General features: G+C 57.6%; 19 protein-coding genes. 6 read left to right on the forward strand and 13 right to left on the reverse strand.

Features of this window, described 5'->3' with window-relative positions; all coding sequences use genetic code 11:
• Nucleotides 1-12: 12 nt before the first annotated feature.
• From GNZ13_RS30010 to GNZ13_RS30030, 5 genes are all read right to left on the reverse strand, one after another.
• A complete protein-coding gene (locus tag GNZ13_RS30010; protein WP_172171350.1) occupies nucleotides 13-2,583 on the reverse strand; it encodes a VirB4 family type IV secretion system protein in 2,571 nt (856 codons plus the stop codon).
• Nucleotides 2,583-3,020 (reverse strand): VirB3 family type IV secretion system protein, encoded by a 438-nt coding sequence (locus tag GNZ13_RS30015; protein WP_172171352.1) that lies wholly within the window; start codon nucleotides 3,018-3,020, stop codon nucleotides 2,583-2,585. Before GNZ13_RS30015 ends, GNZ13_RS30010 begins: the two co-directional genes overlap by 1 nt.
• Before the next feature lie 7 nt (nucleotides 3,021-3,027).
• Nucleotides 3,028-3,393, reverse strand: a complete 366-nt coding sequence (locus GNZ13_RS30020; protein ID WP_172171354.1) for a hypothetical protein — start codon at nucleotides 3,391-3,393, stop codon at nucleotides 3,028-3,030.
• A 50-nt stretch (nucleotides 3,394-3,443) separates the two neighbouring features.
• Nucleotides 3,444-4,103 (reverse strand): lytic transglycosylase domain-containing protein, encoded by a 660-nt coding sequence (locus tag GNZ13_RS30025; protein ID WP_172171356.1) that lies wholly within the window; start codon nucleotides 4,101-4,103, stop codon nucleotides 3,444-3,446.
• Nucleotides 4,104-4,248: 145 nt separating this feature from the next.
• A complete protein-coding gene (locus tag GNZ13_RS30030) occupies nucleotides 4,249-4,572 on the reverse strand; it encodes a DNA-binding protein (RefSeq protein ID WP_328807321.1) in 324 nt (107 codons plus the stop codon).
• Between GNZ13_RS30030 and GNZ13_RS30035 the strand changes: the two genes are divergently transcribed.
• A complete protein-coding gene (locus GNZ13_RS30035) occupies nucleotides 4,544-4,984 on the forward strand; it encodes a helix-turn-helix domain-containing protein (protein WP_236002253.1) in 441 nt (146 codons plus the stop codon). The two genes, GNZ13_RS30030 and GNZ13_RS30035, sit on opposite strands and share 29 nt — an antisense overlap.
• Nucleotides 4,985-5,150: 166 nt before the next feature.
• On the opposite strand, the gene GNZ13_RS30040 is transcribed toward GNZ13_RS30035, so the two are convergent.
• From GNZ13_RS30040 to GNZ13_RS30050, 3 genes are all read right to left on the reverse strand, one after another.
• Nucleotides 5,151-6,173, reverse strand: coding sequence for a helix-turn-helix transcriptional regulator (locus tag GNZ13_RS30040; RefSeq protein ID WP_172171360.1), 1,023 nt, complete (start codon nucleotides 6,171-6,173; stop codon nucleotides 5,151-5,153).
• Between the two features lie 12 nt (nucleotides 6,174-6,185).
• Entirely contained in the window at nucleotides 6,186-8,159 is a 1,974-nt protein-coding gene (locus GNZ13_RS30045; protein WP_172171362.1) for a diguanylate cyclase domain-containing protein, read from the reverse strand.
• 412 nt (nucleotides 8,160-8,571) lie between these two features.
• On the reverse strand, nucleotides 8,572-9,264 hold the full coding sequence (locus tag GNZ13_RS30050) for a hypothetical protein (protein ID WP_172171364.1): 693 nt from the start codon (nucleotides 9,262-9,264) through the stop codon (nucleotides 8,572-8,574).
• Between the two features lie 366 nt (nucleotides 9,265-9,630).
• Between GNZ13_RS30050 and imuA the strand changes: the two genes are divergently transcribed.
• From imuA to GNZ13_RS30070, 4 genes are read left to right on the forward strand one after another with little or no spacing between them, the layout of a single operon-like run.
• Nucleotides 9,631-10,347: a translesion DNA synthesis-associated protein ImuA gene (imuA, locus tag GNZ13_RS30055; protein ID WP_172171366.1), complete on the forward strand. Its 717-nt coding sequence runs from the start codon at nucleotides 9,631-9,633 to the stop codon at nucleotides 10,345-10,347.
• Nucleotides 10,268-11,737, forward strand: coding sequence for a Y-family DNA polymerase (locus GNZ13_RS30060; RefSeq protein WP_172171368.1), 1,470 nt, complete (start codon nucleotides 10,268-10,270; stop codon nucleotides 11,735-11,737). Before imuA ends, GNZ13_RS30060 begins: the two co-directional genes overlap by 80 nt.
• Before the next feature lie 6 nt (nucleotides 11,738-11,743).
• Nucleotides 11,744-14,887: an error-prone DNA polymerase gene (locus GNZ13_RS30065; protein ID WP_172171370.1), complete on the forward strand. Its 3,144-nt coding sequence runs from the start codon at nucleotides 11,744-11,746 to the stop codon at nucleotides 14,885-14,887.
• A 46-nt stretch (nucleotides 14,888-14,933) separates the two neighbouring features.
• Complete coding sequence (locus GNZ13_RS30070) at nucleotides 14,934-15,893, forward strand: SOS response-associated peptidase family protein (RefSeq protein ID WP_172171438.1); 960 nt, start codon at nucleotides 14,934-14,936, stop codon at nucleotides 15,891-15,893.
• 96 nt (nucleotides 15,894-15,989) lie between these two features.
• Here GNZ13_RS30070 and GNZ13_RS30075 read toward each other — a convergent pair whose 3' ends face one another.
• The 3 genes from GNZ13_RS30075 to GNZ13_RS30085 all read right to left on the reverse strand — a co-directional run bounded on the left by GNZ13_RS30075 (nucleotide 15,990) and on the right by GNZ13_RS30085 (nucleotide 18,518).
• Nucleotides 15,990-16,574, reverse strand: coding sequence for a hypothetical protein (locus GNZ13_RS30075; protein WP_172171372.1), 585 nt, complete (start codon nucleotides 16,572-16,574; stop codon nucleotides 15,990-15,992).
• Nucleotides 16,575-16,660: 86 nt separating this feature from the next.
• Entirely contained in the window at nucleotides 16,661-17,122 is a 462-nt protein-coding gene (locus GNZ13_RS30080; RefSeq protein WP_172171374.1) for a hypothetical protein, read from the reverse strand.
• Between the two features lie 148 nt (nucleotides 17,123-17,270).
• Entirely contained in the window at nucleotides 17,271-18,518 is a 1,248-nt protein-coding gene (locus GNZ13_RS30085; RefSeq protein ID WP_172171376.1) for a PDDEXK family nuclease, read from the reverse strand.
• A gap of 416 nt (nucleotides 18,519-18,934) precedes the next feature.
• Between GNZ13_RS30085 and GNZ13_RS30090 the strand changes: the two genes are divergently transcribed.
• A complete protein-coding gene (locus GNZ13_RS30090; RefSeq protein WP_172171378.1) occupies nucleotides 18,935-21,607 on the forward strand; it encodes an AAA family ATPase in 2,673 nt (890 codons plus the stop codon).
• 182 nt (nucleotides 21,608-21,789) lie between these two features.
• Here the strand turns inward: GNZ13_RS30090 and GNZ13_RS30095 are convergent, their stop codons facing one another.
• Both GNZ13_RS30095 and GNZ13_RS30100 read right to left on the reverse strand, forming a co-directional pair.
• Nucleotides 21,790-22,560 (reverse strand): DUF1828 domain-containing protein, encoded by a 771-nt coding sequence (locus GNZ13_RS30095; protein ID WP_172171380.1) that lies wholly within the window; start codon nucleotides 22,558-22,560, stop codon nucleotides 21,790-21,792.
• Nucleotides 22,561-22,567: 7 nt separating this feature from the next.
• Nucleotides 22,568-23,053, reverse strand: coding sequence for a DUF6978 family protein (locus GNZ13_RS30100; RefSeq protein WP_172171382.1), 486 nt, complete (start codon nucleotides 23,051-23,053; stop codon nucleotides 22,568-22,570).
• Between the last annotated feature and the right edge of the window lie 18 nt (nucleotides 23,054-23,071).

The raw sequence follows: 23,071 nt of genomic DNA on the forward strand, positions 1-23,071 counted from the left end.
GGTTGCTGCACATCAGGCAAAAACTTCGTCGTCAACCGGCTGATTAACCGGTGGATAAATCTGCGCAAGCTCGGCACGCTTGCGCTCGAGGCCCCGCTGCAGTTCCGCGGACCACAGACGCTCATCGGCGCCGTGCTTCGCCGCGAGCCGCGTGCGCAGCTTGCGTTCGAATACGCGGTGCAGATGGACGGGCAGCCAGACGTCCGGATCGTCGCCAAACTCGGCGCGCACCCCGTCGCAGATCAGTGCGTTCTCGCGATCGCCAGAGAACACCGCAATCGCATCGTCCAAGCCGCTCAGGTCAAAGCTGGCGAAGGCCGACTGGTTGCCCTGCTTGATCAGGAATCGGCGCGACTGTGGCGTGAGTTTTTTGAATTCCTTGAACTCCTTGCGGCTCATGCCGTCACGCAGATAGGCCTCTTCTTCGGCCGCCGGATCGGCCAGCCAGATCTTCGTGGCGACCAGACTGCGCAGCGCGGGAAACAGGTCTGCCGCACGCTGTGCCTGTTCCGGCTGTTGTGTGATCAGTCCCATGAATTCCCCTTCTTTACGCCCGCTCGCCAGCGTTTCCTCGATTTGCTCGCGGATCGTGCGAAAGCGCAGCGGCAGCCAGTACTCTTCGATCACCGTCAGCATCAGGGTGCCTTCCCGACGCATCAGTTTCTTGAGATGGAACAGGTATGCAAATGCAGGCTCCGACGGCTCATAGTTCTCGACAAGAAACGCCTCAACATCGAACCCGATCCAGCGTTGCTCGCTCATGTTCAATGAGAGATTGGGCGGGTTATCGAACACCCACCAGAACCGGCCGCCCTCCGACTTGCACCAGATCGACAGACGTGCGCGCAGGCCGTCGTCGCCCTCGTCCGGAATGCTGTCCAGTAGCAGGCTGAAGCGGCGCAGCCGAACGTCATCGACCCCCATTACCGCATCGACGGCGTTGCGGCAGTGAATCTTCTCGCCGGCCGTCAGGTCAATCTTGATTGGCTTACCCTGATGGTCGACACCGTTCTTGCGGCCGCACAGTTCGACGAGCCCGTACAGGAATTCGCGATTGTCTGGCGTGTCGGCGAGTTCGAACGGCGCCCACCCGGTCGGCTTGCCTTTCTCCAGATAGACATAGGCGCCACCCATCGCACGAATGAACACTTCCCAGCCCCGCCCCTTGTCCAGCACGTACAGCATCGGATCGAAGCGGGACAGCATGCCGGTCGCCGCCACGATGACCGTAGACTTGCCGCTGCCCGTCGTGCCTTTCGCTTCAAAATGCCCGGCGACCTTCTCCGAAACGTTGATGTCCCCCAGCCGGCTCGCGTGCGAGCTGTAGTTGTACACGCCCGAATCAGAGCGAAACGGGATGACGGCTGACCCGTCACCGATCGGGTTACCTTCCGCCTTGCCTGACGAGTAGTCATGGCAGGTGTACATCGCCGCAAAATTGCGCGAGGACTGCACTTTCGGTCGCGGTTTGACTCGCGCGCCCGGGACTTGTGAGAAGTACGTGAACGGAGCAGACCCCGTCGCGGGCGACCATTCAACTCCACACTCGTTGCGCGAACGGGACGCAAACCTGTCGGCGTTCTCCAACGCCTCTTTCGCTGTTTCGCCGTAGATAACCGCCGCGCCGTGATACTCGCCGAACGACAGTTCACCCGTGTTCACGTAACCCTGTGCGTCGCGCAGTTCCTTGACCTGATGCTTCGCCTTGTCACCGGCCGACTCCAGCTTGTTGATTACCGAATCGATGGTCCGGTTTGACTCGAAGCCCGTCATGCAGTTGAACGTATGCGTAATCGTGAATTCCATGTTCAACGTGATCAACGGGTCGAGCTGGCCCCAGCCCGGCTTCTCCGGGCAACTGCGAAGGTCGAGGCAGGTTGCAACGCGTCGGTACGCCGGCACGTCGCTCGCCCCGATCTCAAGCGTGTTGTAACCAAAATGCAAATGGCTCGACGGGATGACATCGGTGCCGGGTTCCGCTGCGACCGGCAGATCGCCGGTCTTCCCATTGATGAGATAGCTGACGAGCCCATACAACGGCGAGAACAGCATCTTCGTGCCGTTCATGTGCTTGCGCTCGTACACTTCAAGCAACTCGGCTTCATACTCGGCGAACTGCAGCAGCGCCTGTTGTGCGAGAGACCCGATTTCTTTCAGCCCGTCGTCGAACTCCTCGTATTTCAGGATTAGCGACAGGTAGTAGCGGTTCTCGAAGAACTTTTCGTCTCCGAAACGTCGCCCGATGTACTCGCGTACGAACCACTGCAGGAAGCGTTGTTTGAACCGGTACACACGATCAAAACTCACGCGCTGTCGCACGAACGTTGCGTGATAGCCAAGGCGGCCACCCAGGTCGCGACCAAGCTTGCAGTACGCTTCCGTATCGCGATCGAACATGCGCTCCATCGCGACGTTCTCGTGCACCTCGAACGGCACGCCGCGCATGGCCAGCGTCACCATGAACCGGTTGCCCTCAAGGTGCTGTACGTGTTTCGTGACCGGATGCCCGTACTTCGGAATCCAGTCTTCCACGGCGCCGATCGCGCCGAGGATTTCGCTGGTGACGGCTGGTCTGCTTTGCATCAGGCCTCCGGATCGAGCTCACGCAGCCGGCGCTCACCCTTGGACAACGGTTTGAAAAAATCGCGATAGACGCGGCGCTGCCGTCCGTATCGCAGCGGCGCGAGCGTAGCGGTATTGCCGAAGCGCGGGGCGGCTCGCCGGGCATTTAACCGCGCGCGGACCCGCAGCTGCCAGAAGTAGAAGCGGCAACGCAATTCCAGCCACATGATCCGCAGGCCCTGGTCGTCGGTTTCGCAGATGTGCTTGAAATACAGCAGCACCGGAAAGCCCAGGAAGATAAACAGCAGACCGCCTGGTCCGACGAAGAAGGAAATCAGCACGCCGACAAACATCGACGCGACGACGACAACCAGCATCGCCATATAGGGAACGCCCCAGATGGCCGCCGTGCGGCCAAGGCCGTTGAATCCGGGATAGCGGGTTTTTTCGTCCGACATGGCGTGCTCAGCTGAACATGTTCCACAGGTACGGTGCGAGCACGCCGACCACCGAGCCCACCGCCGCCACCTTGCCGCACATCGTCACAAACTCGCTCCAGTGCGCGCGATCGGCCCAGCACTCCGCCCCTTTCCACATCAGCACGCAGGCCGCGACGACGCCAAGGAACGAATAAAGCCAGATCTTGAAGGTGGTCGCGCCCTGCGTCGCCGAATCGAGCCCACCACCCGCGAATGCAAGTTCCGGACCGATTGCGATGCCGAGGGCCATCGTCTGGCGCATATGGGTTGCGATTTGCCGCATTGATATGCGATATGAATAACCTCTCAGTGGTACTAATTTCATGGTCGCGAGCTGCGTATTGCGATTCATGTCTTCTCCTTTCACGTGGTTGAGATCAGGCCGCGTCGTCGCGGCTCAAGTCAGTTGCAGTCGTTGTCACAAGCGGAATCGCCAAATGCATCCCATGACGGGTGCGGTGCGTCCTGTCGTTGTTTTTGGCCACTGCGGCGCGCGGAAGATGTTTTGGCATCGGGCGCTGCTGCGCGTGCTGGTCTGTCGGACTGACTGTTCATCACAACAGGAACCGCAGGAACGACATTGGTTGAACCTGCCGCCGTCTGAGCGTTGGCAACAACGCGCTGTACGTAGCTTGTACCGCCGGCGTCGGCTGTCTCGCCGCGCGTGAAATTGCCGCTGTAGTAGCAGCTGATAGCTGCACGCAATGCCGGTGCGCCCTGCCCCATTGCTGCGACCGCCCGCTGATAGCAGTCGTGCAGGATGGCGCTGCCCGCGCGCAAGTTTTCGCACGGGTCGAAGGCTGTTTCGTAGGTCAGTCCGTAGCGTGCGAGATTTGTCTTGTTGACCTGTCCAAGCCCCATGCTGAAGTTGATGCCTTGCGCTTCGAGCGCCTTCGCGGTCGCTACGGCCTCTTCACGATCACGCGGCTGACGAACAAGGCGTCCACCGACGACGCCGATCGCGTACGGATTGAAGCCGGACTCGGTCCTCACGACCGCCTGAAGCGTCGTGGGGTGGACGTTCGGCGCGCATTGCTGGGCTAACGAGATGAAATCAAGCATGACTTCCCCCCTCGCCCACGTTACGTCGCCGGCTGTGCCCGAACGATATAATGGCTTTAGCCATTGTCGACCTCTCAGGTTCCAACATTGGTCAGGTCCGCGCCGATGCTCGCTACATCGACGCTGACCGCTCCTACACCCTCACCTACCCTTCCCTGGCTGGCAGTACCTCGCAAAGATCTGGCTCGCGCGCCTCCTCACGATTTACAACGCCGTCTTTCAGTCCGAGCAAGACTGCCGCGTTGTGCGCGTGACCGCGCTTGCCCTTTAGCCTTCCCTGCAACACGCCGTTTACGATGTTGCGGGGGATTCCGTGTCTTACGGCCCAGCTCGAAACGGAGACACCACACCGGTCGAACTCTGCGCGTACCTCTTCCAATGTTTTCAGGGGCATAAGTAGGGACCGTATACTGATCGAGAAAGGACACTTCATCATCAGTATGGGGCATTTTATCCCCATCTGCAACATACTTACCCAATTTATGCCTTATTCTTTTGGAGCACGTTTGATAGAGGAGCGAGACCGTCTCGGCCTTACACAGGGAGACATCTGCGAATCGACAGGCATCAACAGGAAAACGCAATTTGCATACGAAAGGGATCATCGCTATCCCGATGCCGGCTACCTGATGACGCTGCTCAAACATGGTTTTGATGTCTCGTACATGCTAAGTGGCGAACGCCCTCCTCGTTATGGCACCGTCCATGAAGCGCTGCTCTGCAATGTGTTAGTTGCTGTCGATACGGAACTGTCTCGCGCCGGCCGCTCGCTTGATGCTGCGAGGAAGGCCAAACTTGTCGCGCTCCTCTATCAAACCTCCTCCGAGACTGGTCAGGTCGATCCGATCGTCGCGCAAAAAGCAATCGACCTTCTTTCCTGACTATTTCATTACGGAGTGGTCCGCGCCATCGCACTGGAACGGTAGTGACACTATGGCGCAAGGGCAATGGCGAATTCAAGCCACCGAATTAGTATGCACAAACACTATGATTAGTAATCCTGATTATTATGCTGCAATAAGGATGTCGTGGATCACGGCAACGGATTCAGTCAAGCAGACCGTGGGCGGCCGCCTTTTCGACGGCATCTGTAATTCTCGTTGCGCCCGTTTTTCTGGTGATCTGCTGGTAGATCGTTTTATAGACCGTATGTTTGGACATTCCCAGTCGATCGGCGACGTGGGATGCGCTGGCGCCATCGCGCAGCATCCGCAGGATTTGTGTCTCCTGTTCGCTGAGCTCGTACTTCGCCAGCGCATTCTGGCGCACCTGCGACACGCGCCAGTCCAGTAGTTCCGACGACATGGCGCGGAACAGCACCCGGTTGTCCCACAGCACGCCCTCACCAGCGGGCACCCGGACCGAATTGCTCACATGCAGTAGCCCGACCAGACCATGGCCGTGGATATGCGCCGGGACAACGACCCCGCTCGCAAAGCCGTGCATACGCGCCTCTGTCACCAGCCAGTGATCGACGCGATGTACATTCACGTGCGACGTAAGCGCAGGTGCAACATTTGTCCTGGCGTATGTTACGTAGGGATCGTTCATGTACCACAGCCTTGCGATGTACTGTTGCGTCCAGGCAGGTCTGCAACCAACGAGGTAACGTGTCTCCACGGCATCGCCCGTGGCAGGATTCGCACCGTCAAAACGGATCCATTGGTAAGTGAACTGCATTCCGCCCAGACCCGCAATGATTGTGCGCACCTTGGACAGCAGCGCACCTTCCGTCGCGCACATTGAAAGCTCGCCGATTAATCTTACGGGGTCGCCAGTTTCGACCTGTCTTGGGCGATCACCCTCCGTCGCTGCGACGCACTTCTGCCGGATGCGGTCGTAACTCTCCCGCAGGCGGGTCTCATATGGATCAGCCGTCACAAAGTCCGACAGAACGTCCACGCTATCTATCGCGACAATCTGGCTGAACGACGCGCCGTCACTCCGGATCAACCTTCGTGTCAGGATGCAGTCCTGCGACAGACTCAGCTCCACGCACTCGTTGAAAATGTGATGTTCATCTTCATGCAGTGTCGCGGGTGTAGCCACCTCGATCACTTTCTCCTGCATCGCCGCATACCTCTACACCGATGAACTCGTCGCGGAAAAGGCATCGGTAACGAAACGACCTTGCACTTCAGCGCCGGGAAACTGTGTGAGCCACGTGAACTGCTCCTGACGGTCCACACCATGAACCAGGACGCTCAATTCCATCTCTGTACAGACGCCGACTATCCCTTTAACGAGCGCCCTGGAAACCGGTTCAGAAGGTACGCGATCCACAAGCTCTTCGTCGATGCAAAGGCCATCGATAGGCAGCTTCGATAAATTCGGGAACGCAGAATCGGCCGTGAGCGCGGCAAGAATCTGCACACCGGTAGAGCGTATCGTCTCCAGCTTGTCGAGAACATGTGCTGCGGCCTGATCCAGACGGGTCTGAACGATCAGCCGCAAGGTCGATGGTTCCACCGCATGCTCACGTAAGCATTCGGATACACAGCCAGTGAGATCGCCGTCAACGAGCTGCGCGTAGGGTACGTTCAGGGTGACGTGCTGAACACTCTGTCCAGCGGTACGCCACTCGCGTAGCTGCCGGCACGCCTCGGTCAGTTGGAACTCGCCGAGCTGGACGCCGAATCCCGACGACTCGACCATTGAGAAAAGCTCGCGCCCTTCCAGTGGAGGCGCACCGTCCCGATTCCACTGCACCGATGCAAGAAGGCCGCGGGCCGTTCCGCCGACGGTGTAGCAGTCTCGATAATCCAGCGCGAATTCCTTTCTGAGAAACCCATACTGCAGCGCCTGATAGAACTCCAGTCCGCGCTCAGCGCGTTCGGACAGTTCGGGCGTATATACATGACACGCGCTGATATCCTTGCCCTTACCAACCGCTTTGGCGGCATACATCGCGAGGTCAGCACGGGTCAGAAGATCGAATGCGCTGTCTCCGTGCCTCACGTGCTCGACCACTCCAATGCTTCCCCGCATCCGATAGCTATTCGCGCGCAGCACATAAGCGAGCTCAAAGTCTTCTACGACACGGTTTGCTAGTTCCTGCGCTGTGAAGCGGGCAAAGTCACCTCTAACGACGATCACGAATTCGTCGCCGCTAACCCGAATGACCTCCTGCTCACCACGGGCGACGCGCTGCAGGCGTTTCGCTACCTGTTTGAGTAGCTGATCACCATCCCTATGTCCAAGGGAGTCGTTGACTCGCTTGAAGTTGTCAAGGTCAATGAAGAGAAGCGCAAGCCGTTCAATGCTTTGCTGAGTCATCGTCAGAGCATTCAGGCGGTCCATCAGGTAATTTCTGTTCCGCAAGCCAGTCAGCGTATCCGTGTTGGCCAGCTCGGCCAGGCGATCGCGCGCCCGCCGTTCTTCAGTGATGTCGATGCCTGAACAAATCAAAAACGTGTCATCAGGATGCTCACTTGTTCGGGCGAACTTGTTGCGGAATTGGAACAGCCGCGGACCCCGGATCGTTTTTACCGTCCGTTCAACCTCATACGCCTCGCCGCGCTGGAAAAACCTTTCTATGTTCTGACGGGACTCACTTCCATCCTCGTCGGACATGAACAGGTCCCACGCATTTTTTCCTATTACGTCAGCTTCCTTGAGGCCGGAAAGCTCTTCGGCGAACCGGTTGAACCGTTGAATAGTGCCATCGCGATTCAGAATCACGACAAGCGAATTGACTTCCGACAGGACTGTCTCTGCAAATGACAGCCCGCGCGCCAGATCACCCGCAATGGCTTCGGCATTAATGCTCGGAGAGGCCGTTCCGGCCCACCTGGTCCGATCGACTTTCCGTCCGACCAAGTGCAGGCGAAACCTCTTTTCAAACAGCAGCGCGTCGACAGTCACGCTCGACGTGACGCCAGTAAGTGCCCGGATTTGTGCCGCCTGCTCAGTTGAAAGCGTAACGGCTGCAGCGACCGGTCCGGTAATCGGGCTAAGTTCGAGGGCATTGCTATCATGAGACAGTTGCCAGCGCGGACTTAGCGTTTCAAACGTTGCCCGAAATAAGGTGATCGCTTCGTGATCGTGAAGGTCCATCCACGAAAGATAAATTGTCTGGACTATCTAGAGGAGCGGTTTTTACGAACTGTTACAGCGCCGCGATGCATGCTGCATTACCGCAGCGTCGGAGAAATGCAATCTGAATATCAATCGACATTAAGGAGCGAAGGAATCCTCTCCCTCAGTCGGTTTCCCGAATCGAGCGTCCTTTCCGCGATTCTCCGTATCCAGCGTGGGTTATTCAAGGCATCAGATACTTCCTGTCTTTCACTACGACAGACCGACGAATACAACACGCAATCAAGGTAACCTGACGGTTTTTCGAGAGGCGTCGTGAACTACCTCGCCAGCTATGATCAGTGCCGTCAGGTCTCTTTGAGGCGACACGACAACGTGTCGTGGACCTGTCTTTGATTTCATAACGTTGCCCGCGCCAGGTCACCGCGACTCAATCCTGCCTCCCTCCAAGAGGCATTCTTGAATCAAAGCCTGCCGGGAATATGACTGGGTGCGGAATTGAAAACATTCGTTCGAGATATCGAACAGGCTCGGGGTCAAGGGCTCGTTTGGTTGTTTCCCACCCAAGCCAATAGTCACTGCCAGTACTAAAACTGCGAAAAAGTGTGGGTTGATCTGGTATGCGATCAAATTGGCAGAATGGTTTCTCGGACGACAGCACAATCACGGAGTCTTGGGCGGGCGGTCTGACGCTCCACCAAATGCTGGTCGGCCTTAGAGAATCCGCAATCCTGCAGAGATCTGTGTCCTTGTGCAACCAGTGGATGCCCCACTCCGGATTTTCCGCGGTGCCGCCGTCCATCTTGAAATAGGGCTTGTAGACCCGCAACGGGGAATCAGTGTTGATTTGCGTCGCAATCAAGCATCCTGCCTTGCTTCGAACCACGAGTGCGGGAAGTTCCTGGATGTAAAGAACTGTGCCTTCTTTTCGCAAGGTTTCAGCATAGAGTTCGGCCTCTCGCCGTGACGCGTGCATGCACTCGTCGTTGTAACGATTTATCCAGGTCGAGTGCCACGCGTTGCGCCCGGTGTAAACGTGATACAGACATATGCCTTGTGCGGATGTGGCGAGCGTGCAAGGGAGACCAGGAAATTCCTCCGGCGAGTACTTTGTCAGCGCCATTTGTTAGGCATCCTATCTTGAAGTCGCGGGCGCATCGTCGTTGTAAATGGACGAACCGAACGACGTAGGCGAGTAAGTATGACTGGCTGGATTTTGAACGCTCGGGCAAGGTTCTTCTATGCGGAAGACCACAATGCGTATGGCGCCCACCCCTGAAGTTAAGCCACCGGTTCGCGGCACCAGCGATCACGTCGGCATCCCGGCATGCCGTGGCCAGATCCGCCGCGCCAGTCGAGAAAGATGGTCTTGCGCCCGTCTGGAACGGATCAGCGGTAACCGGCCGCGGCCTCTGGACGACCCCCTTTTACATTTTTTGGAGATAAGCGCTACACTAGATACTGTATATTTATACAGTATTCTTGCCCCATGAGCGCCCTGCCACGTCACCCTGAAGAAATCCACCCCGCCCTGTGGCGAGCTTCGCAGCTGGCCGCCGGCTTCGATCGGGTAGTGTCGTGCGGCCACGCCGCGCTGGCCGCCGAGCTGCCGGGTGGCGGCTGGACCGCGGGCGCGCTCACCGAACTGCTCACACCGCAGGCTGGCTGCGGTGAACTGCGTCTGCTGCAGCCTGCACTGGCGACCGTCGGATCCCGCCCCTTGCTCCTGCTGCAGCCGCCGCATCGGCTACAACCCGCCGGACTGGCGTGGCTGGGCGTTCCCGCAGGACAGGCCTGCGTGTTGCGCGCACCACGCACGGCTGATGCGCTGTGGGCCGCCGAGCAGATCCTGCGTGCCGGCACCTGCGGCGCCCTGCTCCTCTGGCAGGCCGAAGTCCGGCAGGAAGCGCTCCGGCGCCTGCATCTGGCCGCGCAGGCCTCGGACACCCTGCTGTTCCTGTTTCGCCCACTCGCGGCCGCCCAGGCGACGTCGCCGGCGCCGCTGCGGCTTGCACTGCGAGCTGCCAGGGGCGGTATTGAAGTGACGTTCGTCAAGCGCCGCGGACCGCAGCGCGACGAACCCGTTTTCGTTCCTCTCGTACCTTCACCTGCCCTGTTGAGCCGATATGCAACTCTGGATCGGCGTACATCTGCCGCACCTCGCCCTCGAGTCGTTTCTCCCGCGCTGGTCGATGCCACGCAATGAGGCCGGGTTTGTCGTGCTGGAGAAGGACCGCGTTGTCGCGTTCGACCGCGCGGCGCACTCGGCCGGGATCGTGCCCGGCATGCGCCGCGGTGGCGTGTTGACGCTTGTCCCCGACGCGGTCATCCGGGAACGTGATCTCACCCGTGAAGCGGAGCTTGTTCGTGGCGTGGCGTTCGCCCTGCTGCAGTTCACCCCCCACGTGGTGCTGGCGGAGGAATCGGTCGTGCTGGCCGACGTCTCGGCGAGCCTGCGCCTCTTCGGCGGCATCCGGCCACTGCGCCGGCGGGCGGGTGAAACGGTGAGCGCGTTCGGCGTGACCGCGACACTTGCCGTTGCCCCTACGGGGCAGGCCGCGTGGCTCTTCGCCCGGTCATCGGCTGGCATCGCGCTCACGTTGCGCTCCGTCGACCGTACGCTGCGTCGCGTGCCGTTACCTGCCCTGCCGCCTGCGCGCCCCTACGCAGAATGGTTCGACGGACTGGGATGCGAAACGGTCGACGACGTCCGGCGACTACCCCGCGCAGGCCTCAAGAAGCGCTGCGGCACGGCCCTGCTGGATGCGCTCGATCGCGCGACGGGCGCGGCGCCGGAAGTGTACGAATGGCTGGAGTTGCCCCCTGCCTTCAGCGCGCGGCTCGAGCTGCCCGACCGGATCGAGCATGCGGAAGCCGTGCTGTTCGCGGCGCGACGACTGATCCTGCAGATGACCGGCTGGCTGTCGGCGCGACAGCTGGCGATCGCGCGGTTTGTACTTGAGCTCGAACATGAACGCGGCCGCGCGGCGGTCCCGCCGACGGCAATCGAAATCGCGCTTGGCGAACCGACGTCACGCGAGGAACACCTCGTGCGCCTGCTGAAAGAACGGCTGGGCCGCGTCGAACTGGCCGCGCCGGTCATCGCCGTTCGCCTCGATGCAAAGGACGTCCGCGAAGCGGACGCGCCGAGCGAATCGCTGTTCCCGGAGCCCGGCGGCTCGCCGCAGGATCACGCGCGCCTGATGGAGCTGCTCGTCGCCCGGCTCGGCGCGCAGAACGTGCTCAAGGCGGCGCCGGTTGCCGACCACCGCCCGGAAGTCGCCGCACGCTGGCTTCCTATCGGCGAGACCGCCAGGGCCACGCTGCCGCCGCCGAATCTTCCGCGACCCACCTGGCTGCTCGACAAGCCGGTACAGCTCATCATGCGCGGCCACCGCCCGTTCTACGGCACGCCACTGCGGATGGTCTCGCCGGGCGAACGGATCGAGGTCGGCTGGCAGGATGGGCACCCGGTGACGCGAGACTATTTTGTCGCGGAGTCCGAAGACGCGCTGCACTACTGGGTCTTCCGGGAGCGCGTAAGCGCCGTCGAGGAACGCGAGCCGCGCTGGTTCCTGCACGGCCTATTCGGGTGATCGCCCATGGCGCCGACCTACGGCGCACTGCCCGACTATGCGGAGCTGCAGTGCGCGTCCAACTTTTCCTTTCTGCACGGCGCATCGCACGCCGAGGATCTCGCCGCTCGCGCCGCGCAGCTCGGGTATGCCGCGCTGGCCGTCACGGACGAATGCTCGCTGGCCGGCGTCGTGCGCGCGCACGTCGAGGCGAAAAAGGCCGGGCTGCCTTTCATCGTCGGGTCGCACTTCCACCTGACCAACGCCGACGGCTCGCCGGCCCTGTCATTCACCGCACTGGCGATGACGCGCGAAGGCTATGGCAACCTGTCCGAGCTGATCACGCTCGGCCGCATGCGCGCACACAAGGGCAGTTACCGGGTCGCGCCGCTGGATCTCGCGCACCCCGAGAAGCCCTTTGGACACCTGCGGGGACTGCCCGGGTGCGTCGCGATCCTGTCACCGGACTACCCCGCCGATGAAGACAGACTGGATACGCAGGTCGAGTGGTTCGTCCAGACCTTTGGCGATCGCGCATGGGTCGCACTGACATTGCACGCGCGTGCAATGGACGATATTCACCGCGGCACCGTCGAACATGTCGCGGCGCGTCACGGCGTTCCCGTCGTCGCGACCGGCGCGCCCGTCATGCACGTGCGCTCGCGCAAACCGCTGCAGGATGTCCTCACTGCGATCCGGGTCGGCAGACCGGTCGCCGAATGCGGCTATGATCTCGCGCCCAACGCCGAGCAGCACCTGCGATCGCGTCTGCGGCTCGCCAACCTGTATTCGCAGCGCACGCTCGAGGAGACGCTGCGAATCGCTCGCCTGTGCACGTTTTCACTCGACGAGCTGCGCTATGAGTATCCGGACGAGCTGGTGCCGGCCGGCCATACGCCGACCAGCTACCTGAGACAGGAGACCTACGTCGGCGCACATCATCGCTGGCCAGCTGGCATCCCGCATCAGGTACAGCAGCAGATCGAACACGAGCTCGCGCTGATCGGGGATCTGCGCTACGAGCCGTACTTTCTGACGGTCTACGACATCGTCCGGTTCGCGCGCAGCGAAGGCATCCTGTGCCAGGGGCGCGGCTCGGCGGCCAACTCGGCCGTGTGCTTTGCTCTCGGCGTGACCGAAGTGGATCCGGCGCGCTCCTCAATGCTGTTCGAGCGGTTCATCTCGAAAGAGCGAGGTGAGCCGCCTGACATCGACGTGGATTTCGAGCATCAGCGCCGCGAGGAAGTCGTGCAGTACATCTATCGCAAGTACGGGCGCGATCGCGCGGCGCTGACGGCCGCCGTGACGACGTACCGCCCACGCAGCGCGCTGCGCGAATCGGGCAAGGCACTCGGCGTGGATCCGGCAATCGTTGATCGCGTCGCGAAGGCCCATCAGTGGTTCGATTCGAGCGGCGATCTGCTCAACCGCTTCGCCGAGGCGGGCCTCGACGCCGGGTCTCCGCTGATCATGCAGTGGGCAAATTTTGCGGCTCTGCTGGTGGGCTTTCCACGACATCTGTCGCAGCACAGCGGCGGCTTCGTCATCAGCCGCGGCAAGCTGTCGAGGCTGGTGCCAATCGAGAACGCCGCGATGGCCGACCGCTCGATCATCCAGTGGGACAAGGACGATATCGAGGCACTTGGCCTGCTGAAGATCGACGTACTCGCACTCGGCATGCTATCGGCCATCCGGCGTGCGCTCGACATCATTTCAGAAAAGCGCGGCGAGCCGTTCGAGCTGCAGGGCATTCCTGCCGAGGATTCCGACACCTACGGGATGATCTGTCGCGCCGATACCGTTGGCGTATTCCAGATCGAATCGCGCGCGCAGATGAGCATGCTGCCCCGCCTGCAGCCGCGCTGCTTTTACGATCTCGTGATCGAGGTGGCGATCGTGCGTCCGGGCCCCGTGCAGGGCGGCATGGTGCATCCGTACCTGCGCCGGCGGCAGGGGCTGGAGCCCGTCACCTATCCGAGTCCGCAGATGGAGCAGGCGCTCTCGCGCACGCTCGGCGTGCCGATCTTCCAGGAGCAGGTGATGCAGGTCGCGATGCTCGCGGCCGGTTTTACCGCCGGCGAGGCTGACCAGTTGCGCCGCGCGATGGCTGCATGGCGTCGCAAAGGCGGACTCGAAGCCTACTACGACCGCATCGTGAACGGGATGCTTGAGCGTGGCTACGACCGCGAGTTCGCCGAAGCTATCTTTGCGCAGATCCAGGGCTTCGGCGAGTACGGCTTTCCGGAGAGCCACGCGGCCAGCTTCGCGCTGCTGGTCTATGCGAGTGCATGGCTGAAGCACCATGAACCGGTTGCGTTCCTCGTGGCCATGCTCAACAGCCAGCCAATGGGTTTCTATTCACCCTCACAGCTCGTGCAGGATGCGAAGCGCCACGGCGTGAAGGTACTGCCGGTCGACGTGACGCTGAGCAACTGGGATTCGGCGGTTGAAGGCCAGACAACCTCGTCCCCGGTGCGCCTCGGCATGTCGCTCGTACGCGGGCTGAAGGAGGAGGCCGCTGCGCGCATCGAGCTCGCGCGCGCGGTGCGACCCTTCGCCGATGTGTCGGACCTCGCGCGACGTGCACAACTCGATCGCAAGGATCTGCAGGCGCTCGCGGCAGCCGACGCATTGCGCTCACTCGCCGGCGACCGGCGTGCGGCTTTGTGGCAAGCGGTGGCTGCGGTACCTGACCGGGATCTGCTGCGCGGCGCGACTGATGACGACGCGACGCCGGTCCTCGCGCCGATGACGGAAGGCCAGCAGATCGCCAGCGATTACCGGACCCTCGGTCTGACGCTCGGCCGGCACCCGCTGGAACTGCTGCGCCCTCGCCTGCTTGCCCAGCGACTGCTGCCGGCGTCGACGCTGGCCGGATTCCGGAACGGGCAGCTCGCACGTGCCTGCGGCATCGTGACGGTCCGGCAGCGGCCGGGCACGGCCAAGGGTGTGATGTTTGTCACGCTGGAGGATGAGACCGGGCAGGTCAACGTCATTATCTGGCCGTCCCTGCTGGAAAAGCAGCGACGCGAAGCGCTCGGCTCGTCACTACTTGCCGTGTACGGCGTCTGGCAGCGTGAGGGGGAAGTGCGCCACCTCGTCGCACACCGACTGGTCGACGTGTCCCCGCTGCTCGGCTCGCTCGTCACGTCGACGCGAAATTTCCACTAGGAACCGGCGTACCATATTGGCGCACCTTCTTCCAGGGAGAGCGACCATGTGCTATTCAGCCCAGATCCAGGCGGACTACCGCAAGTACGTCAGGATGTTTGGCGCACACATGAGCATCCGGGAATTCGCGCAGCTGTACTGGGAACGCGCCGAGGGCAGCAACATCAAGATTCCGAAGGCGATGGACGCCGCATTCTGGGTGCCCCAGACCGACGAGGAACGGCGGATCAAGGAAGCGATCGACCGGTTCACCCGCGACCAAACCCCGAAGCTGGAGCAGGAACTGTTCAAGCAGCGCGCGCGGCTCGCCGACGCCGAACGAGCCCTGCAAAGCAAAACGACGAAGGCGGCCACCGAAAGCAAACGGATCGCAACCAACAAGATCGAGTCGGCGCTGCGCGGGCTCGACGATCTCCGGCGCACTGAACTGAAAGACCGCGATTCAAGAATTTTCCCCGGCAACTATGCTCCGGTCATGATCATGGAAGACGGCAGGCGCGTTATCAAGCCGATGCGGTACCACTGCCGCCCGGCCGGCAAGCCTGCGTTCTACGACAAGAAATATCCCGGACTTTATAATGCCAGGCTCGACAACCTCGAAGGCTTCTGGAGGGGCGTTTTTGGGTATTCGCACGGACTTATCGTCGCGAATGTGTTCTATGAAAACGTAAAACGACATCGCCTGGAAGGGCGCGAGCTCGCTGAAGGCGAACTGGAGGAAAACGTGGTCCTGGAGTTCAAGCCGCAGCCCGCTCAGGACATGCTCCTCGCCTGCCTGTGGTCGCACTGGCAAGCCCCTGGTGAGCCGGACCTTCTGTCGTTCGCTGCAATCACCGATGAACCACCACCCGAGATTGCCGCTGCGGGCCATGATCGCTGCATCATTCCGATCAAGCCGGAGAATATCGACGCCTGGCTTTGCCCCGAGCCCAACAATCTCGCGGCACAGTACGCAATTCTCGACGACCGCTATCGCCCTTACTATGAACATCGAATGGCGGCCTGAGCCAGCCGAGTCGTTGATAGCGTCGACCGCGTTTTTCTGAAGCCTGATGTGACGCATCCGTATTGCGCGCACTGCATGGATAAAGGGCGATTTTTGCTACATGTCAGTTTTATGTGCGTTATCGCTTCGCGTTGGCAACTTATCTGCATCTTTTGACTGCAGGAAGACAGACCTCGTTTCGAACTTTGAGCCGTTAACAATACTGAGATAGTGCAAATATGTAACAGATGATCCGTTTTTCTTATGCCAAACCTTCTTCCAAATTTTCCCACCATTCTCAGCTTCAATCGGCCACTTAATTTCGTCTGGTGATCCGTAATGATGTTCAAGTTGGGATACAATATTCTTGTCAATTGTCGCCTCCGAAGCGATATCCGGTGGATCCCGGAAGAATATGCTTACTAAAACAAGTCTGTCGTCCAAGAATTGGGCGGTCGTCTGCGCCTTCAGATTTCCATAGGTCGTTACTTCGCTGGAACACCAACGGCCAACGCTTGTGGGAGGCGCATCTGAGCATACAAATCCTTCATTCTGATGCTGCTCATAAAATACTTTCTCAGACACGCCGAATTTCGTGCCTTTGTATGTAATGTCATTCGTCTGTGCTGTTCCAGCGAATACTCTGGTCGTAAAGAAAATCACGAAAATAACCGCCGCACTCAAAAATTTTCTTTTAAGCATTTTTATATCCCTGAAAACGGCATTCGCAAGATAGTAACGGAATCGTGCACTTTGAAAGCTCGATGGACGAAGTGTGGTCCTGCGAGTCAATCGACATTCCAAACGATACGCCGAACGAAAATGCCGTCGCGCCCAAATCCAATGGTGCAGTGTACGGCGTACTTGTAAAATAGTTCTTTTCTGAACGCCTGAAGTTTCGCCAGGTCGTATTCTGCGCCCACGTTCGAAGAGGCCTTCTTCAGTTCTACGACCAGAAGATTTGAGTGGTTGCTGCCACGCTTGTGGACGACGATGTCGGGAAAAACAGTGACTGCTTCAAGATCGTCGTCTCTTGCCTGTCGTTGAGATAGCGCCAGACGTTTCACGTCAAATCCGTTCCTGTTGTATTCGCAATCGACATCGAAATCGGGAAATTGACTTGTCAAGTGCACCGCAAGCCGATGACTGATGCTCCGTTCGCTCGCGTCTACTTGCAGGAGATGTTGATCTGTTGCGCAAAGGCAATCAACAGCGCGTTCAAACAGGGCATGCGTTTCGCGATCGGACATTCGATAGGTCACTTCTGATTGGTTCAGCGGTGGCTAACATCATCTCGTTATACACCACGTCGTCGCATACCAGTTCGTAGAGCCCGCTAATCGGGGCGTCGCCTTCCCGATTGGCTCTCACACCGTATCCGCATAGGATTGGAAACTGTTAAAGGGCGCGTATCGCAGCCATCACACCCGCACCGAGCGCGCGCGTGTTGAGGGGTTTCCCGCTGCCGTTTTGTATAGAAACGCCCAGTTTCGAAGCAAGTTCTCGCAGTGCCGGCTTGGCTGGCAACTGGAGCACGCCATCTCGCTCTACCTCGATCGTGCCGGTATCGCGGCGACGGATGACGTCTGCACCGTAAGTTACTTCATCAGTCACGCCGGAGGTGGCTTCATACTGAATCATATCGGCGTGCGGCATGTGACTGAGGATGGCGTCAACGGCTTGCAATGTACGCGGCCCCCACTGGTTCGATAGCGCGTATGTCTTCCCGTTTGCATGAAACAGTTCGTCATCAGCCGTAAAGTAACGTGGTTGCTCGCCTCCGATTTCGTTCTCAAACGCGGCCTCATCGAGCGTCCCATCGGCAGACAGAAAGAGATTGCCTCTCCACGGGACCGAGCTCTCGATAACGCTTACCGGCACGCCCTGCTTGAACGCCTCACCGACGATCGCATGAATGAGGCGACGCTTTGGAAGATTCGGGTATAAGTTATCGCCGATCGTCAAATCGTAGCGAGTCAGATCTCGTTCTGGCTCCCGTGCGGCTTCCTGCTCAAGCGATTTTTCCCAAACAGCAACCTGATACTGCTCTGCTTCAGGAAGAGGTATGACCTGCTGTATGTCGAGCAACACTCGGTCGGCAATCTGGTGCGGCCGCATCTGCACGCAGCGAATGTCTAGCCGTTGTTTGTTGAGCCATAGGACGGTAGTCGTCAGTTCGGTCGAAAAGTCGGCTGATGCCAAGATAATCCGCACTTTATCCGACAAAGCGACGTTGCCTTCCTCCACACCCAGGAACTCCCGGATCACCTGCTCCGCATCTTCGTCCGACCCCAGCGACTGGAGATATTTTCTGTGGGCTGCAACGGCTTGCTCGAATCGCATCGTCGAGATCATTGCCGCATATCGCAGCGCCTGCAGTTCCATGTGGCCATCATTGTCACGCTTGAGTTCTACGACTACAAGCTGAGCCTGATCGTCAAGGCAGAGCAGGTCGATACGCCTGTTTGCTCCGACCCAGTCGCCAAATTCTTCCGCGAGCACCATTGTTTTCACTTTTGGCGTAATCGCGGCAATGTGCGCGCGGATGGCTCTCTGAATGTTCTGACGCTCAAGTATGCCGAGTTGCGTAAACGTCTGAGGTCTGATTTCTTTGAGGCTTTCGCCGGTCATCTCGTACAGCGCCATAAATTCCCCGTGTGAACTGTGGCAGTGTTCGCCGCTAGTGAGTGAAGATCATGCAGATGCTTCGCGCCCGGTGGGCTAATCGTCGTTCGGGAAAGCATCGAGTGGCAGCCCAACAATCTCCCAGCACAGTACGCGATTCTCGACGACCGCGATCGCCCTTACTACGAACATCGCATGGCGACCTGAGCAGCGCAAGTCGAAAACGACAACCGATCGCTCACAACCGGGAGACTGGGAGCATTCTCCCGGTTGGCGTCCCTTCTACCCGCCCAGAAGCTCAGGTCAATGCCTCCCGACAAAGCGCTTTTGTCGGGAGCTGAAGTTGAATTGACTCGACCGATGGCCGATCTTTGTATTACGATTGAAGCAACGAAAAGATTCCGTACAGACGAGAATAATATTTTGTGGGGAGACTTATGTCCAAGTCATTGTATGAGTTCAAGCGCTTTGTGGGAGGCAAGTGGGCAAGCTTCTCTGAATACGAAAAAAAGCTGGCGAAACTTATCTTGGATAACTTTGCAAAGGTTGAGTCAGCGGGCAGTGCGGCGGGGAATCGCGGAAAGTTGATCGCGAAATTAATAAATGATGCTGGCGAATCGGCGTCAATGGAATTGAATATAGAGGTCGATACGCCAACGAGCGAGCATGGGAAGGTGACGCGGCTCTCGCAAATCAAAGTGAAGAATTTTCGCGGATTTTCAAATGAGCAAACGCTTGCATTTAAGAATCTCTACACGTTTATCTATGGGCCGAATGGGACTGGCAAATCAAGCTTGTGTGAAGCGCTCGAATACGGCCTGCTGGGATCGATCCACGAGGCAGATGCCAAGCGCATCGAACTCGCCTCGTACATAAAAAATTCCATAACGAAAAAATCCGATCTACCGGTCCTGTCCGGTGTAACGCATGATGGTAAAGACGTCGTCGTCAGCGCGGATCAAAAAAGCTACGAATTTTGTTTCATCGAGAAGAATAGAATTGAGGGCTTTGCACGTGTCGCGGCGACTACCGCACAAGCGCAGCAAACACGGCTCGCTTCATTATTCGGATTGGAAGATTTTAATCTATTTTGCACCCAATTTAATGAAAATTTTGACAAATACTTAGACTGCACGGGTAAGAAAGCCAAGGAGCTTGCTGACAAGGAAAAGCAAATATCTGGGCAAAAGGCGATTTTGCTGCAGATTCCTGCGAAAGAGGCGGATGTCAAGAAAAGGCAAGATGCGATTCTTTCCCTGTTTTTAAATTATAAAACATTGGATGAAATCAAAGAACATATATCTGGAGGGGACAGTGTTGACGGGCTCGTAAAGAAAAATAATGCCGAAATTGCGAGGCTGTCCAGCTTGAAATTGGTGGTTGACCCCGGCATCGAAACTATCGCGACCGAGACGAATCGCCTGATCCAACTTCTCAACGAGGGGAGGGAGGCGCGGCGGTTCGTCATGGCTTATAAGGATCAGTTGTCACTAGGTGATTTGTATTCCGCGATATTAGATAACAGCGAACGATATCAAAATAAATGTCCGGCTTGTGAGTCTACGCTCTACGAGAATGGGGCGTTGCAGGTTCCGCTCGATCCATATCAAAATGCTTCCACAAAATTGATTGAATTTGATTTGGCGATAAAAAAAGAAGCACGCGTATCTGAAATATCGAACCTGTTGCGCGAAACTTGGACGCCCGTAAGCCTGAAAATTGCCAACATCCTTCCCGCAGCCAGGTCGATCGACTTCGACCGCTCAGGTGATATCGAAGCGCTCAGTAACGTCGCTGAGAGCGTGCAGGATGCGAAGAGTCTGGAAGCAGCTCTGAATCTTACATTCGAAAAATTAGGGCTTTTGGCATCGCTAAAGACGGCCATTGAAACATTCAATAAAAATATCGAAAAAACGAAATCGGCAGTTTTAAAATTAGAAGAGCAAAACCGAACGCTGGGGAAACACCTTGAAGAAATCGTCGCCATTAGTGCGATTGCAAAGGAAAACGCGACGAGCGTCGCTAGCGCAAACTCGGTAATTGAAAAATTTAAGGCAGAGAACGAACAATTGATCGCGCAGGTTGAGAGTGAAAAGCCGACGATTTCTCGCAACTTAAAATATAATTTTGCATATGAAAGCTTTCGCGAAAAATTAATTCACTATAACAGCAATCTTCCTCTCAGTCTCGCTGCCGATTTAAATGAAAAAACCTTGAAGTTTTATAATGCTATTAATCGGCACGATCATGAGTCTGATCGACTAACGTCTGTAGCATTGCCGACATCTACGGGCAAAAAGATTGAAATTGAATTCGAGGGCGGGGAAAAGTGCGATGCTCTTCAAATCCTTAGCGAGGGGCATATTCGCTGCCTCGGGCTTGCAATTTTACTATCCAAAATAGTTCGCGATAATTTACCTTTCCTTATTTTTGATGATGTCGTCAATTCCATTGATGATGAACATCGTAGCGGAATTGTTGAATTGATATTGGGTGACGATGAGATAAAGAATCGCCAACTTATCATAACTACCCATGGTGAAGATTTTGTAAAGCGCCTAGAAAATTCGGTGCCGAAGGCAGTTTATGCCAAAACGGTCAGCCGAATCGACTTCCTAGTACCAATCGATTCAAAGAAAATTGTCGTCAAATTGGATTCTCCGCGCCACTATCTGGTAATTGCAGAGCAGAGCTTTGTGGACGGGAAAGCTAGGGATTGCTTGAGCTACGTCCGTAAAGCATTTGAAGAATTGCTGAACAGACTCTGGAAGAAAATCGGAAGTAAAAGTTACACCGCGCAGATTCAAGTCGCGATGCGCGGGCCCGGAGGGTCTCCGGATCTAATGAGTGTGGCACGAGGGTTATATGGTTTCCTTGGTAAGAAGGAGGTTACCGTTTTTAAGGATGTGGTTCCATTGCTGGAAACAATGCTTGGCATGGAAAATCGCTATCCGATCGAGTGGAGTTACCTGAATAAGGGAACGCACGAAGAGGATAAAAGCGAAGAGTTTGACTCCGTGATAGTCAAAGATATGCTTGCGCTCGTTATAGAAATGGATTCCGTGATTGAAGGAAAAGGGGCCGCGGTTTCACTTGCCGCCTCAGCCTAGACTCATCTCGTTACGCGATGGCGCCGCATTGGCGACGCACGGCGACACGGATGCGAAGCTGCCCGGTCGTGCTGTGCATGGCTGTACCTCATCCCCAACGAGCGCGGTTTCTTCTTCCAGTGCGCGCTGCGGGAGGGTGACTGCTGATCTAGCGGATGCGAAAGCCCCGCGCGGAACAGGGTTCAGGCGACGGCGCGCAACTTCCGCTCGAATGCCTCGTCTGCATCTAGGGAAGATATCATATCGTTCGCGGCATTCATGAGGCGACTAACGTCTTTCGGAGGCATGTCGGCAGCGTTCTGGAATACCACCATCGACCGGAAATCCAGATGCGCAGCATTGAGATGCTGGAGGATGATCGTCGTCAACATGGCCTTTTCCCGCGTCGGTACGCCGAACAGGTAAAGGGGGCGAGCAAATCCCTCAATGAAAAAATCCACAGGGTAGTTGGCTGCGCTCTCCAGCCCGGGAACAAGGTAATTCTCGTGGATGGACTCAGCATCGACATGGGCAGTCAGCTTCTCCCGCAGATCCTCGTAGAAGGTGCTTTCGACCCGAACGCGATTCAGGAACGTCAGGTCATGTATCCGGGTAATCGCCTGCCCAAAGCGAAAGATGTTTGCGCCAAGACGGTCGGCGGGGCTGTCTATGTAAAATTCGCCATCGTCTTCCGACAAGTCGAGTTCGGAAATTATCTGACGGAATACTTTGCCCCGTGTCCCTTCTCTCAGCTTACCTATGTCGTTATCGTAGCTGAGATGCATCAATGTTCCGCCTATGTCGGTGATGCGAAATCCGCCAGTCTGAAGGCCCTGGAGATAGATTGAATACGAATCTCCATCGCTGAAGGCGAAGGGTGTAGAAACACAGAGCAAGTCGTCTCCCTGCTGGACGATCTTAACGTCAGCACAAAGGGATGAACAAATAGTCTGCTGAATCGCCTCTACATTCATGATGACCCTACAGCAACCTCATCTGGTTGCCGGATTCTTCGTCTTCGTCGAATCCGGATATGTTGCATATCTCTAGGAGGTGCAAAAACGCCCCGCCGAGATCCGTGTATGCCGCGGTGTGTTCGGCAAAGCCTTCGTCGCGCTTGTTGACGGACAGATACCGTTCCGTCGCGACGTGCACATGACACACGTAAGACATTTTATCGCCTTCGATCGAGTTCGTGTGTTCGTGGCTAGAGCCATTACATCGCACAAGCATCACGGACTCAGCTCCGCTTGGTATCCACCGGATGCCGGCCGAATAGCTTGTTGGCAACTTGGTACTCTGCCGCGTGAACATCGCGAATTCATGTTTCCCATCCATGCTCACGACATGATAGTCGGTTCGGAGGTGCCGGCCTTCGACCTTTTGTCGAGCGCGTGGATTCGTAACCTGCTTTGCGATGCGCATCAACTCATGGATCCGATCTTCAGTGAGGTCTTCTTTTGCCATTTTCTGTTTATTCGGTCA

Origin of the sequence: Paraburkholderia elongata (assembly GCF_013177735.1) — a bacterium.
Classification (GTDB): domain Bacteria; phylum Pseudomonadota; class Gammaproteobacteria; order Burkholderiales; family Burkholderiaceae; genus Paraburkholderia; species Paraburkholderia elongata.

Bases quoted from the DNA above. Each gene is read 5' to 3' on its own strand.
- GNZ13_RS30010 (WP_172171350.1), bottom strand. From the start codon at position 2,583: ATGCAAAGCAGACCAGCCGTCACCAGCGAAATCCTCGGCGCGATCGGC.
- GNZ13_RS30015 (WP_172171352.1), bottom strand. From the start codon at position 3,020: ATGTCGGACGAAAAAACCCGCTATCCCGGATTCAACGGCCTTGGCCGC.
- GNZ13_RS30020 (WP_172171354.1), bottom strand. From the start codon at position 3,393: ATGAATCGCAATACGCAGCTCGCGACCATGAAATTAGTACCACTGAGA.
- GNZ13_RS30025 (WP_172171356.1), bottom strand. From the start codon at position 4,103: ATGCTTGATTTCATCTCGTTAGCCCAGCAATGCGCGCCGAACGTCCAC.
- GNZ13_RS30035 (WP_236002253.1), top strand. From the start codon at position 4,544: ATGGGGCATTTTATCCCCATCTGCAACATACTTACCCAATTTATGCCT.
- GNZ13_RS30030 (WP_328807321.1), bottom strand. From the start codon at position 4,572: ATGTTGCAGATGGGGATAAAATGCCCCATACTGATGATGAAGTGTCCT.
- GNZ13_RS30040 (WP_172171360.1), bottom strand. From the start codon at position 6,173: ATGCAGGAGAAAGTGATCGAGGTGGCTACACCCGCGACACTGCATGAA.
- GNZ13_RS30045 (WP_172171362.1), bottom strand. From the start codon at position 8,159: ATGGACCTTCACGATCACGAAGCGATCACCTTATTTCGGGCAACGTTT.
- GNZ13_RS30050 (WP_172171364.1), bottom strand. From the start codon at position 9,264: ATGGCGCTGACAAAGTACTCGCCGGAGGAATTTCCTGGTCTCCCTTGC.
- imuA (WP_172171366.1), top strand. From the start codon at position 9,631: ATGAGCGCCCTGCCACGTCACCCTGAAGAAATCCACCCCGCCCTGTGG.
- GNZ13_RS30060 (WP_172171368.1), top strand. From the start codon at position 10,268: ATGCAACTCTGGATCGGCGTACATCTGCCGCACCTCGCCCTCGAGTCG.
- GNZ13_RS30065 (WP_172171370.1), top strand. From the start codon at position 11,744: ATGGCGCCGACCTACGGCGCACTGCCCGACTATGCGGAGCTGCAGTGC.
- GNZ13_RS30070 (WP_172171438.1), top strand. From the start codon at position 14,934: ATGTGCTATTCAGCCCAGATCCAGGCGGACTACCGCAAGTACGTCAGG.
- GNZ13_RS30075 (WP_172171372.1), bottom strand. From the start codon at position 16,574: ATGCTTAAAAGAAAATTTTTGAGTGCGGCGGTTATTTTCGTGATTTTC.
- GNZ13_RS30080 (WP_172171374.1), bottom strand. From the start codon at position 17,122: ATGTCCGATCGCGAAACGCATGCCCTGTTTGAACGCGCTGTTGATTGC.
- GNZ13_RS30085 (WP_172171376.1), bottom strand. From the start codon at position 18,518: ATGGCGCTGTACGAGATGACCGGCGAAAGCCTCAAAGAAATCAGACCT.
- GNZ13_RS30090 (WP_172171378.1), top strand. From the start codon at position 18,935: ATGTCCAAGTCATTGTATGAGTTCAAGCGCTTTGTGGGAGGCAAGTGG.
- GNZ13_RS30095 (WP_172171380.1), bottom strand. From the start codon at position 22,560: ATGAATGTAGAGGCGATTCAGCAGACTATTTGTTCATCCCTTTGTGCT.
- GNZ13_RS30100 (WP_172171382.1), bottom strand. From the start codon at position 23,053: ATGGCAAAAGAAGACCTCACTGAAGATCGGATCCATGAGTTGATGCGC.